The sequence below is a fragment of the Paenibacillus sacheonensis genome (genome assembly GCF_009909195.1).
Lineage (GTDB): Bacteria > Bacillota > Bacilli > Paenibacillales > Paenibacillaceae > Paenibacillus_Z > Paenibacillus_Z sacheonensis.
The window spans coordinates 32,777-45,148 of the sequence record NZ_JAAAMU010000017.1; the positions used below are offsets into that span (position 1 = coordinate 32,777).

General features: G+C 55.6%; 13 protein-coding genes and 1 other annotated feature. Of the genes, 1 reads left to right on the top strand and 12 read right to left on the bottom strand.

Features of this window, described 5'->3' with window-relative positions; all coding sequences use genetic code 11:
• Positions 1-8: 8 nt before the first annotated feature.
• The 4 genes from pyrR to lspA form a co-directional block, all read right to left on the bottom strand.
• Positions 9-539, bottom strand: a complete 531-nt coding sequence (pyrR, locus tag GT003_RS24680; RefSeq protein ID WP_161702959.1) for a bifunctional pyr operon transcriptional regulator/uracil phosphoribosyltransferase PyrR — start codon at positions 537-539, stop codon at positions 9-11.
• A 276-nt stretch (positions 540-815) separates the two neighbouring features.
• A complete protein-coding gene (locus GT003_RS24685) occupies positions 816-2,051 on the bottom strand; it encodes an LL-diaminopimelate aminotransferase (RefSeq protein WP_161702962.1) in 1,236 nt (411 codons plus the stop codon).
• Between the two features lie 202 nt (positions 2,052-2,253).
• Positions 2,254-3,225 carry an RluA family pseudouridine synthase gene (locus GT003_RS24690; protein ID WP_161702964.1) on the bottom strand — a complete coding sequence of 324 codons (972 nt, stop codon included), beginning with the start codon at positions 3,223-3,225 and terminating at the stop codon, positions 2,254-2,256.
• Positions 3,179-3,703 (bottom strand): signal peptidase II, encoded by a 525-nt coding sequence (gene lspA / locus GT003_RS24695; protein WP_338045925.1) that lies wholly within the window; start codon positions 3,701-3,703, stop codon positions 3,179-3,181. Before lspA ends, GT003_RS24690 begins: the two co-directional genes overlap by 47 nt.
• 179 nt (positions 3,704-3,882) lie before the next feature.
• On the opposite strand from lspA, the gene GT003_RS24700 reads away from it, so the two are divergent.
• Positions 3,883-4,599 carry a TraR/DksA C4-type zinc finger protein gene (locus GT003_RS24700; RefSeq protein ID WP_161702968.1) on the top strand — a complete coding sequence of 239 codons (717 nt, stop codon included), beginning with the start codon at positions 3,883-3,885 and terminating at the stop codon, positions 4,597-4,599.
• Between the two features lie 14 nt (positions 4,600-4,613).
• Here the strand turns inward: GT003_RS24700 and GT003_RS24705 are convergent, their stop codons facing one another.
• From GT003_RS24705 to pgeF, 8 genes are all read right to left on the bottom strand, one after another.
• Positions 4,614-4,919 (bottom strand): DUF5665 domain-containing protein, encoded by a 306-nt coding sequence (locus tag GT003_RS24705; RefSeq protein WP_239565834.1) that lies wholly within the window; start codon positions 4,917-4,919, stop codon positions 4,614-4,616.
• A 151-nt stretch (positions 4,920-5,070) separates the two neighbouring features.
• Positions 5,071-8,166: an isoleucine--tRNA ligase gene (gene ileS, locus GT003_RS24710; RefSeq protein WP_161702972.1), complete on the bottom strand. Its 3,096-nt coding sequence runs from the start codon at positions 8,164-8,166 to the stop codon at positions 5,071-5,073.
• Positions 8,167-8,214: 48 nt separating this feature from the next.
• Positions 8,215-8,514 (bottom strand) — a binding site (T-box leader).
• A 67-nt stretch (positions 8,515-8,581) separates the two neighbouring features.
• Positions 8,582-9,079 (bottom strand): DivIVA domain-containing protein, encoded by a 498-nt coding sequence (locus tag GT003_RS24715; protein ID WP_161702973.1) that lies wholly within the window; start codon positions 9,077-9,079, stop codon positions 8,582-8,584.
• Between the two features lie 93 nt (positions 9,080-9,172).
• Positions 9,173-9,955 carry a YlmH family RNA-binding protein gene (locus GT003_RS24720; protein ID WP_161702975.1) on the bottom strand — a complete coding sequence of 261 codons (783 nt, stop codon included), beginning with the start codon at positions 9,953-9,955 and terminating at the stop codon, positions 9,173-9,175.
• Positions 9,952-10,194 (bottom strand): YggT family protein, encoded by a 243-nt coding sequence (locus GT003_RS24725; RefSeq protein WP_161702977.1) that lies wholly within the window; start codon positions 10,192-10,194, stop codon positions 9,952-9,954. Before GT003_RS24725 ends, GT003_RS24720 begins: the two co-directional genes overlap by 4 nt.
• A gap of 28 nt (positions 10,195-10,222) precedes the next feature.
• Complete coding sequence (locus tag GT003_RS24730) at positions 10,223-10,672, bottom strand: cell division protein SepF (RefSeq protein ID WP_161702979.1); 450 nt, start codon at positions 10,670-10,672, stop codon at positions 10,223-10,225.
• A gap of 60 nt (positions 10,673-10,732) precedes the next feature.
• Entirely contained in the window at positions 10,733-11,455 is a 723-nt protein-coding gene (locus GT003_RS24735; RefSeq protein ID WP_161702981.1) for a YggS family pyridoxal phosphate-dependent enzyme, read from the bottom strand.
• Positions 11,452-12,306, bottom strand: coding sequence for a peptidoglycan editing factor PgeF (gene pgeF / locus GT003_RS24740; RefSeq protein WP_161702983.1), 855 nt, complete (start codon positions 12,304-12,306; stop codon positions 11,452-11,454). Before pgeF ends, GT003_RS24735 begins: the two co-directional genes overlap by 4 nt.
• Between the last annotated feature and the right edge of the window lie 66 nt (positions 12,307-12,372).

Sequence of the window (12,372 nt, forward strand, 5' to 3'; positions counted from 1 at the left end):
TTTCCCCCTTAATGGATAATCGTCACTTGATCGTTCTCGTCGACTTCCTGCAGAGAAACTTCGATTTGCTCTTGCTTCGAGGTGGGGACGTTCTTCCCGACGTAATCCGGCCGGATCGGCAGCTCTCTATGCCCTCTGTCGACCAGAACCGCCAGCTGGATGCTCTGCGGACGACCGAGATCCATCAGGGCATCCATCGCCGCCCGAATCGTACGTCCCGTGTACAGCACGTCGTCGAACAGGATCACCCGCTTGTTCTTTACATGGAGCGAGGAGCCTGCCAAAGGCGCGCCCCCGCTGCCGGTTTCCCTGTCGTCGCGGTACTGCGTGATGTCGAGCTCCTGCACTTCCACCGGTAGCCCTTCAATCTCGCGGATCTGTTCGGCGATGCGCTCGGCAAGGTAAATGCCGCGCGTGCGGATGCCGACGATCACGCAGTTGTCGATCCCTTTGTTCTTCTCGACGATTTCATGGGCGATCCGCGTCAGTGCGCGTCGAATCGCGGTTTCGTCCATAATGACGCGATGCTGTTCATCCATCCGTTTCAAGCGCCTCCTTGCATGCGTGCGAAGTTCATTTGTCACAAAAAAAACTCCTTGCAGGTTGCGCAAGGAGTTTCGTCGTTTTGGAAAGCTCGGCCTTGAGGTTGGACAAATCCCACTTGCGCCAAGCTGCGCCAGTGGCAGGGCTGTCCCCCGTTCGGTCGATAAAACGATTCACGTTACCTTGCCAGCCTCTCTGGACTGAGTTAAAGGTACTGCTGTTTATCAAAAGAATTATGTCACATTCGACAAATGATGTCAATGATCTTTTGACTACAGGCTCAATTTCGTGATCCGTTCTACCGCTTTTTCCGTATTTTCCCGGCTGCCGAACGCCGTCAGGCGGAAGTAGCCTTGACCGGCTTGACCGAAGCCGACGCCCGGCGTACCCACGATATTCGCCTCCGACAGCAGTTTGTCGAAGAAAGCCCAGGAATCGAAACCGTTTGGCGTCTTCAGCCAGATATAAGGCGCATTCACGCCGCCGAATACGTCCAGCCCGAGCGATGCAAGGCCGTCGCGGATAATGCCGGCGTTCGTCATGTAGTAGTCGATGATCGCATTGATCTGCGCTTTGCCTTCCGGCGTATAGATAGCCGCGGCACCGCGCTGCGTTACATAAGAGACGCCATTGAATTTAGTTGTGTGGCGGCGGTTCCACAGATCGTTCACAAGAACGACGTTGCCCTCCGCGTCCTTCGCTTTCAGCTCGCGGGGAACGACCGTGTAGGCGCAGCGAACGCCCGTGAAGCCGGCTGTCTTCGAGAAGCTGCGGAATTCGATGGCGACTTCCTTCGCGCCTTCGATTTCGTAGATGGAGCGCGGCACGTCCGCTTCCTGGATGAATGCCTCGTACGCGGAATCGTAGAGGATGATGCAGTTGTTTGCCTTCGCGAAGTCAACCCATACCTTCAGTTCCGCCTTGGTCAGCGTCATGCCCGTCGGATTGTTCGGGTAGCACAGGTAGATGAGATCGACCTTTCGATCCGGAAGGCTTGGCGTGAAGTTGTTCGACGCGTCGCACTTCAGGTATACGATGTTCTCGTATTGATTCGTTTCTTTATTGAAATTACCGGAACGGCCTGCCATAACGTTCGTGTCCACGTATACGGGATATACAGGGTCTTGAACGGCAACGACCGCGTCCTGGCTGAAAATTTCTTGAATGTTGCCGACATCGCATTTGGAACCGTCGCTGACGAATACTTCGTTCGTCGCGATATCGATGCCGCGTGCTTTGTAGTCGTTGTTGATGATTTCATTGATCAGGAAGTCATAGCCTTGCTCCGGGCCGTACCCGCGGAACGTCGTTGGGTTGGCGAGCTCGTCGACGGCATCGTGCATCGCTTTCGTAATGGCGTCCGGCAGGCCTCGCGTCACATCGCCAATGCCAAGGCTGATGATTTGGGCATTCGGATTGTCTTGAATGAATTTCGTGCGGCGTTTTGCGATTTCGGAGAAGAGGTAACTTCCCTGCAGCTGTGTATAGTGATGGTTAATTTGCGTCATTTCGCGTAATCTCACCCTTCGATTCGGAGTTTATACTATGGTTCCATCATAGCGTACAGCAGGTCGCCCGCCATATAAAGAATATAGTGAAAAGTTTGCACTATTCCGTATCTGGACAATAGCTGCACCGATCTCATCTCATTCGAGGGTGTAGGCGAATGCTGCATTCTCCGACATCCGTCAGAGAACGCAAACCAATCGCCTATCGCTGCCGCAAAATCATCAATTCATGCTCCATATCCGGCGGAATCGGCGCTTGGAACTCCAAATATTCGCCGCTGCGGGGATGCACGAAGCCGAGCAATGCCGCATGGAGCGCTTGTCCTTTAAGTCCGATCGTTTTGTTTCGGCCATAGACGGGATCTCCGGCAAGCGGATGATCGATGTACTTCATATGGACGCGGATTTGATGCGTCCGTCCGGTTTCCAGCTGCAGCTCCAGCAGCGTATAATCGCCGAACCGCTCGACCACTTGAAAATGGGTGACCGCTTCCTTGCTGCCTTTATGAATGACCGTATATTGCTTGCGGTCCTTCGGATCCCGTCCGATCGGCGCGTCCACGGTTCCGTTCTCATGCGGCATGTTCCCATGCACGAGCGCCATGTATTTGCGCGTCACCGTATGGGCCTTCAACTGGGCAGCCAGCGAGGCATGCGCCAGGTCGTTCTTCGCGGCCATGATCAGTCCCGACGTATCCTTATCGATCCGGTGCACGATGCCCGGCCGCAGAACGCCGTTAATGCCGGAGAGATCCGTGCAGTGGTGCATCAGCGCATTCACGATCGTTCCCGTATAATGTCCCGGCGCGGGATGAACGACCATGCCTCGCGGCTTATTGATGACGATAACGTCGCTGTCTTCGTATACGATATCTAGCGGAATCGCTTGCGGTTCTATCACGGCTTCCTCGGGTTCGGGCACAATAACCGTGACCACGTCGGCCACGGTTAGCTTGTAATTGGATTTGACCTCGCGGCCGTTTACGAGAACGGCGCCGTTCTTGATCCAATCCTGTACCTGCGTACGGGATACGGCCGCGCCGTCGTCCATGCTTTCGGTGACGTACTTGTCCAGCCTTTCGCCGGCATGTTCGTCGGCTGCCTCAAAGACCATGGGGTCCATGTCTTCACTGGATAAATTGATGTCCTTCGGATTCATTTCGTTCTTGTCCATTTGAATTTGAATCTCCGTTCTCGTTTTTGGATGTCAACAGCGCATCCAGCAATATCATGCCGACGCCGATGCAAATGCCGGAGTCCGCCAAATTGAATATCGGGAATACATAACTGCCAAACGTAAACTGCAGAAAATCAACGACTTCTCCGTACAATAAACGGTCGATAAAGTTGCCGACCGCACCGCCAAGCACGAGTCCGAGCCCGGAAAGCAGCAATACTTTACCGGATTTGCGGTTCTTCATCAAATACCAAACGATGCCGGCGACGACGATCAACGTGATGATCAGGAACAACGTTCGTTTCTCCTGCAAAATGCTGAAGGCCGCTCCCTTGTTCCGTATGGAGGTAATGATAAAGAAATCGCCAAGCACATGCTTCGTCTCGTACATCGCCAAGCTATGTTCGACCCACTTCTTACTCGCATAATCGACGACGAGCACAAAAACCGCCAGCCAATAATAATAAAATTTCACGCCATATGCCCCCTTATCCCCCACATTGTAGCATATCCCATTATCATTCGACCAGCGCGTTTCCGCTTCTTCCTGCCAGCGCATCCATGATTGTCCGCCGCTAAAAACCGCTTGCGATGCGTAAGCTAACGGCACAGCATGAATGACAATCCGCTCCCATGAAAGAAGGTAACTCACCGATGACGAATCTGACGAATGCACAGCTTCGCAACCTCCGCAGCCAGCTGATCGTGGAAAAGGCGGCAGCCGAGCAGCGTCTTGCGAGCAGCGAGCATTACGGCCTCGATGCCTCGTTGCGGGACGAATCCGGCGATTTGTCCGCCTATGACAACCATCCCGGCGATGCGGCTACCGAAACGTACGAACGCGGCAAGGATATCGCGCTTCACGAGCAGGAAGAGCTCCATCTGAACCGCATCAACGCGGCGCTCGCCGCCATGGAAGACGGAAGCTACGGGACCTGCCGGACTTGCGGCGAACCGATTCCTCCGGCTCGGCTTCAGGCGCTTCCGGACGCCCTCTATTGCGTAGCGCACTCGCCCAGGCAGGAAGTATCCGATCACAGACCCATCGAGGAATCATTCTTGCAGCCGCCGTTCGGGCGCACCAGCTTGGATGAGAACGAGGACGGTTATACGGGCTTCGACGGCGAAGATGCCTGGCAAATCGTCGAGAGCTGGGGGAACTCCAATTCGCCGGCGATGTCCGAGAACCGCGAAGTTACTTCCTATGACGAGGTCGGCTTAGAAGCGGACGAGGCAGATGGGTATGTCGAGCCGTTCGAGAGCTTCGTCGCAACCGATATTACGGGCAGCCATCGTTATATCGTACGCAATCAAGCTTACGACGACTATCTGGAGCACGACGAAGGCGATCACCTGCTGGAACGGGATTAAGGGAGTAAGGGAACCTAGTAGGTCTTTCCCTCCAGTTGATGTTGTACGATCCGGACGATATCCGCGATGTAATCGCCGATTATCGGCAAGTTGAGCGCGCCGAGAAGCTGAAGCACATAGAGAATGGTGGAGGCGAATATCGTAAACCCGATCGCGATGCCGATCCCGCGGGACAGCCCGCCGAGTATGTTCCGCCACATGAGCGAGAACGGACGATTGAGCAGCTGGACGTAGTCCGCGATCTGGGTTCGCTCCATCTGTGCCGACAGCTTCTGCAATCTCTCCTCCAACGCGACAAGCGACGTGCGTACGTTATGCATATCTTCGTGTTCTTCCGTCTTCATAGCTATCCAGTCCTTTATATGCTTGGCTTTCCAAACGAAAACGAAGCCCATGCAGCGTCCGGTCAAGCGGCAAAAGCCGAGTGACCGATCCGCCATGGGCGTTCGTTCGTTTGCTGCTATGAAATTACTATGCCCCCGAAATCGCGATTCCAATCTCGCGGTCCCCGAGCGATACGCGTTCCATGCCCGCTTCGCTGCCATAAGCCACGCCGCTCAGGAGCACGTTCTCGAACAGCACGTCCTTGAATGCTTCCAGTGCCGCATGCAATTCCGCATCGACGTCCAAGATGAGCTGAACGCGCTGCTCGATCGGCAGATCCAGCTTCTTGCGCGTATCCTGCACGGCGCGGATGACTTCGCGGACCAAACCTTCCTGCTCCAGCTCCGGCGTAATATCCGTATTGATCGCTACCGTCAGCTGATAGCCCGATGCGGATGCAAAGCCCGACTTCGCCTGCTTCTCCACGAGCAGCTCATCCAAACCGATGACGAAGCTCTCGCCTTCCAGCGAGGTGTAGGACAGCTCGCCCGCCTTCACGATGTCGATCGTCTCATCCGGAAGCAGCGACTTCAAGTAGGCTTGGATCGGACCGACATGCTTGCCGTATTTCTTGCCCGCGACCTTCAGGTTCAGCTTGAAGGCGAAGTCGACGAAGCCGCTGTCCCCGCTTGCGATCGTGATCGTTTTGACATTGATCTCGTCCTTGATGATATCCTCGTACAGCGACAATTCGAACTCATTGTCCAACGCAACGATGAGTTCCGCGAGCGGTTGGCGCGTCTTGATGCCGGTCTCGTTGCGGACGTTGCGCGCGAGCTCGACGATCTGTCTGGCCGTTTCCATGTCGCGTTCGAGCTTCTCGTCGATCGCCGACTCGTCGGCTTTCGGATAATCGGCCAGGTGGACGCTCCCGCTTCCGCCAAGATTGGTGTACACGTCTTCGGCCAGCATCGGAGCGAACGGCGCGATCAGGCGCGACAGCGTGAGCAATACCGAACGAAGCGTGCCATAGGCGTCGAGCTTGTCGTCCGTCAGGCCGCTTCCCCAGAACCGGTCGCGGGAACGGCGGATGTACCAGTTGCTGAGCTCATCCACGAAGCTCTCGATCCCTTTGGCTGCGTTCAAGAAGTCGTAGTCGTCCAAGCTTTTGTTAACGTTCACCGTAAGACTGTTCAGTCGCGATACGATCCAGCGGTCAAGCTTGCCCGGGGATACGCGGTCGGGCTGCGAAGCCGGATCGTAACCGTCGATGGACGCATACAGCGCGAAGAACGCATGCGTGTTCACGATCGTATCGATGACCTTGGACTTCGCTTCGCCGACGATGCCGCGCGAGAAACGTTTGCTGTTCCAAGGCGCGCTGTCCGCGAGAAGCGCCCAACGGAATGCGTCCGTGCCGTACTCGTCGATGATTTCCCACGGATCGATGACGTTCCCCTTGGATTTGGACATCTTCTGTCCGTTCTCGTCCAAGATATGGCCCGTCGAGATGACGGCTTTATACGGAGCCTTGCCATTGTAAAGCGTCGATACGGCCAGCAAGCTGAAGAACCAGCCCCGCGTTTGGTCGATGCCTTCGCAGATGATATCCGCCGGGTATTGTTCCGCGAATGTCTGCTGCTTCTCGAATGGCTGATGGTACTGCGCGAAAGGCATGGAGCCGCTGTCGAACCATACGTCCACGACTTCGGAGGTGCGCGTCATCACGCCGCCTTCGCAATGCGGGCAATGCAGCTTCACCTCGTCTACGTAAGGCTTGTGCAGCTCGATGTTTTCCGAGATCGGATTGATCGAGCGTGCCGCTAGATCGGCGCGGCTGCCCGGCGAATGCTGGCCGCCGCATTTGTCGCAGATCCATACGTTGAGCGGCGTTCCCCAATAGCGGTTGCGGCTGATATTCCAATCGACGAGATCCTCCAGGAATTTGCCGAAACGGCCTTCGCGGAGATGGCCCGGGTACCAGTCAACCTCGTTGTTATTGGCGATCAGCTGGTCTTTTACGGCCGTGGTCTCGATGAACCAGCTGTCCGTCGCATAGTAGATCAACGGCGTCTTGCAGCGCCAGCAGAACGGATAGCTGTGCTCGTAGCGTTCCTTCGAGAACAGCAGTCCGCGCTCGCTGAGCATTTTCACGATGTCCACGTCGCATTCCTTGACGAAACGGCCGGCGAGATCGGTCACGGCATCGACGTAACGGCCGGCGTTGTCGACCACGTTCAGGAAGCTGACGTTGTTCTGACGAGCAACCTTGTAGTCGTCGTCCCCGTGCGCCGGCGCGATATGAACGATACCCGTACCGCTCGTGTCGCTGACGAAATCGCCCGGGATGATGAAGTGACCGTTTTCCACGGGCACATAGCGGAACGGAGGCTCATACTTCAAGTTCAGCAGCTCCGAACCCTTAAACGTCGATTGCAGCTGGAAATCGCCCTTCATGACGCTCTCGGCCAGCGCTTCCGCAACGATGTAAACTTCGCCGTCCTTCAGCACGCGCGCGTACGTCAGGTTCGGATTGACGGCCAGCGCCGCGTTGGCCGGAAGCGTCCAAGGGGTCGTCGTCCATGCGAGCACGTATTCGTTGCTGTCCTGCAGCTTGAATTTCACCGTCGCGCTGAGATCCTTGACGTCCTCGTAGCCTTGCGCGACCTCGTGGGAGCTGAGCGTCGTTTGGCAGTCCGGGCAATACGGGCTGACCCGGTGGCCGCGGTACAACAAGCCTTTGCCATGGATGGTGGACAGGATGTTCCACACGCTCTCGATATAGTCATTGTTCAGCGTGATGTACGGATCGTCCATGTTCGTCCAATAGCCGATCGCTTCCGTCAGTTCGCGCCATTGACGCTCGTACTCGAAGACGCTGTTCTTGCATTTCGTGATAAAAGCTTCCACGCCGTAGTCCTCGATCTCCTGTTTGCCGGAGATGCCCAGCTGCTTCTCCACGCCCAGCTCGACGGGAAGGCCATGCGTATCCCATCCGGCTTTGCGAACGACGCGATAGCCGTCCATCGTTTTGTAGCGGCAGATAAAATCCTTGATGACCCGTCCGAGCACATGCCCGATATGCGGCTTGCCGTTTGCCGTCGGGGGTCCCTCGTAGAAGACGAAGTTCGGCTTGCCCTCTTTGCTGTCGATGGATTGTTGGAACGTATTCTCCTCTTTCCACTTGCTCAGAACCCGCAGGTCCCGGCTTCTTGCCTTTTCCTTGACGTCAACGCGCTGCATGACCTCTACCCCTTTCATGTCCTGAAAATAAAAAAAGCCCCGCCCCTGTAAAGGGACGAGACTTGGCTCGCGATACCACCCTTGTTCCAATCCGCTGCTGCAGCGTGCCTTGACCATCAAGGCAAACACAGCGCCGCGTCTTGGCACCTTCGTCACGGAGGCTTACTTGCCATCCGAGTTCCGCGTAACGGGGGAAATCCGGCGGTGCTTACTGCCCGCGAAGCTTCGCGGGGTTCGGCATCGCATCTCAGAGAGGATATTCCGCAATCGTCCGAACGCCGGCTTTCAGCAAATGCCGGCTCTCTGGGGAACATTCGAGTGCGTACTCGTTCTCGTCAACGAAATGATCGTATACATGGATTATTACCATTTATACGTCATTCCAATACTTTTGTCAAACAAAACCCCATGAAAATTACGACCCGCGGACATTCTCGCTGGCAAGTGACGGAGCAACCTCGAGCGAATCCCATCCCTCCAGGTTAAGGAGCTCAAGCTGCGCTTCCACGAGCGTCCGGAATCGAGCACGGTAGATCGCCGCCTGCTTCTTCAGCTCTTCGACCTCCAGCGAGACTTTACGGGATTTGTTCAGCGAATCGTTGATGATCCGGTCCGCGTTCTTCTCTGCTTCCTTCACGATCAGCTGCGCTTCCTTCTTCGCATTGCTTCGAACCTCGTCCGCCGCTTCCTGCGCCACGATAATCGTCTTGCTGAGCGTCTCTTCGATATTCGAGAAGTGGTTTAATCTCTCTTGCAAGGCCAGCGCCTGATTCTGGATCTCTTTGTTCTCGCGAATCAGCGCTTCGTAATCTTTGATAACCTGGTCGAGAAATTCATTGACTTCATCCTCATCGTACCCGCGAAGACGTCTGCCAAATTCCTTGTTATGTATGTCCAATGGCGTAAGCGGCATTGGCGCACCTCCTGAATGTTTACGAGTCTCAAGGGTTGATTACCCGATTATACATTCTTGATTCGACAGATGGAGTCATATTCCTGCAAAGTACTAGATAATTTTACCGATTCTGACCCGCATTCTTCCTTTTTTCGTGATGCCTTCGACCCCCAGCACCTTGAAGCGGCCAAGCCCCTGCATGGAGACGACGTCGCCTTCCTTCAGCGGCGCGGAGGGATCCTCTTCGACCTTCCAGTTCACGCGGCATCTGCCGGCACGGATCGGGTCCACGATTTTGGAACGGCTGATGCGATGCACGTCGCTTGCAATCCCGTCCAAACGCAAAGAAGCCACCGACAAATTCATCTCTTCCATGGCCGATGCAGCAATACGCAGCTGCTCCAGAGGAAGAATGTCCGTCAGGACATGAACGCGGTGGACTTGGCGCAAGTGGATGTTGATATAATCGGCTATCTCCTCTGCGACGAGGCAATGGCAGCGATCCTCATGGATATGCAGGTCGCCGATTCGATCCCGCTTGATGCCGAGGCCCAGCAATGCGCCCAGGTAATCGCCGTGATCCAGCTGCAGATGCCCCTGCGTGCCGCCGGTCACTTCGATCAACGCGATGTTCGCCGGCTCGTCATCGAGCACCCGGTAATCCGGAGCAAGCATGGCTCTCATCCGCTCCGCTCCCTCATAACCGCCGGACAGCCGCACTTGGACGTCCGGATTGCGATTCGCGAGCGATAGGACGATCTCGATCTGTCTCGGATCAAGAAAATCGGTCAGCTTCAATTCGTGCGCAAAAGCGGCTCGGTCGACCCATTCCGACGCGCGATCCACGAAAGGCCGCTCGTCAGGATGAAAATGCACATAAAGTTCATTCTTCATAGAAACATATCTAAGACAGCGATCAGTCCGTAAGCCACGAATCTCAGGGCAAACAGCGCTACGATCGGAGAAATGTCGATGACGCCGCCGATGGAAGGTATGAACCGGCGAAACGGGGCCAAATACGGCTCGACAAGCTTCGAAAGAAGTTCTCCGATAAAGCTGTCACGCAGACCGGGCAGCCAAGAAAGCAGCACGTATGCGATAATCATATACTGGTAGATCTGGGATAAATTCATTATTAACGATGCTACATCCAACTCAAGGTCACCTCATTTTTTTGTAGTCTTGCTCTTCTGTCAGCATTTCCGTAATCGCACCTTGAATTTCGACCGTATCCGGCGTGCAAAGAAAAATATTGGGACCCAGCTTCGAAATGCCCCCGTTCAACGCATATATCGTACCGCTCAGAAAATCGACGATCCTTACGGCCTGGTCCGAGCGTACGCGCTGCAAATTGACGACGACCGAGCGGCGCGATCGCAGATGATCCGCGATATCCTGCGCCTCTTCATAGGAACGCGGCTCGTTCAGGATGACGCGAACATTCTTCTGCGAATGAATGCTGACGATATTATTCCCCTTCGAAGAAGGTTTACGTGCTTCGAACTGAGAAGTTTCAACTTCTTGATCGTCCTGCGCAGAATCGATGCGCTCGCGCTCTACGATTTCCTCTTCTTCCTGAAGCCCGAGAAAACTCATGAACTTGTTGATCATGACTTTCGCCTTCTTTCGTATAAGTTGACTTGCTGCCGATCATGGCCATTCACGCAAGATCTAGCTCTTGCCTACCAGGACGGTTCCAAGCCTGAGCCATGTGGCTCCTTCCTCGACGGCGATTTCGAAATCCCCCGACATGCCCATCGACAGTTCCGTAACGGGCTCTGCCAGCACTGCCTTGCCGTTAAGCTCGTCGCGCAATTCTCTCAAGCCGCGGAATACGGGGCGCGACTGCTCGCCTTCGGCATCGATCGGCGCCATCGTCATCAAGCCGACGGGCTTAATGTGGCGGAAAGCCGAGAGCTCCTTCGCGAACGGAAAAAGTCCTTCCGGCGAAAGTCCGTGCTTGCTCTCTTCTCCGGATACGTTCACCTGCAGGAAGCAAGGAACGACAAGACCGAGCTGCTCGGCTCTGCGTTCGATCGCCTGCGCAAGCGATAACCGGTCAAGCGAATGAATATATGTAAATTTGCCTATGACGTCCTTCACCTTGTTCGTCTGAAGCGATCCGATAAAATGCCAGACGGCTTGTCCTGCCGGGGCATGCTCGCGGCTTGCGTCCCATTGGCTCCCGGTAATCGCGTCCCACTTGCCGCCCGCATCCTGCCAGCGGTTCTCGCCTAAATTCGTCAAGCCGTGCGCCAGAACGGACTTCGTCTGATCCGCGCCGACGTATTTCGTCACGGCGATGAGCTCGATGTCCGATCGGACCCGCCCGCTTCTTGCGCATGCCTCCGCAAGACGTCGTTCAACTGCCTCCATGCGCTGCACCAAAGTCACGCTTTCAATTCTCCTTCACTCATGCCGATCCAGCTGACCATCCTGCCTGTCGCTCCGCCCTCCATCCGATGGGAGAAAAACAAATCCGTAGCGCAGCCGGTACACCACTCTGAACATTCGATATGACTCGGCAAAATTCCTGCTTTTATCATAATCTGTCGGTTCAATTCTTTCAAGTTTATCCTGGCTTTCCTTTCCACAGTCGGGACGACGATCTCCTCCTGCCGAAGATTCATTTGCCCGATAAGGGGTATTACCCGATCCAGGACCACTTCATTCACTTCGTAGCAGCATAATCCGATCGAAGGACCGATGGCCGCTTGAATGTCCGCCGGTTCGGAGCCGTAGCCGGCTGCCATTGCCTCCGTCGTTTTGCGGGCGATTTCGAGCACCGTTCCTTTCCACCCCGCGTGCGCGAGCGCGATGACACCATTCTTCGGATCGTAGAAATACAGCGGCACGCAGTCCGCGTAGAACGACGTCAGAAGCACGTTCCGTTCGTTCGTCATCATCGCGTCCGCGTCGCCGACGACGGTCCGCCGGCTTTCTCTTCCTTTGCCGCGGTCATCCAGCGTAACGGCAAGCACTCGATCCCCGTGCACTTGCTCCGCGCATGTCCAGGCTTCGAACGGCCAGCCCAGCGCTTCGGCAATCATTCGGCGGTTGTGGGTCACATCCTCGTCCGCGTCTCCCACATGCAAGCCGCAATTAAGCGACGTCCACGGAGACGAGCTTACGCCGCCGTGCCTGCCGGTGAATCCAGCCGTCAATCCGCGGTAACGCTCCGCCCATGGGGACAATAAAAAAAGCGAAGGCTTCTTCGCTGCGCGTTCCTGTACAAATGATTCCATATTCGGCTTCACCTCTGCCAACTAGTGTACCATGAGGCCCGGCTTCATGCGAGCTCGCCAGCATCC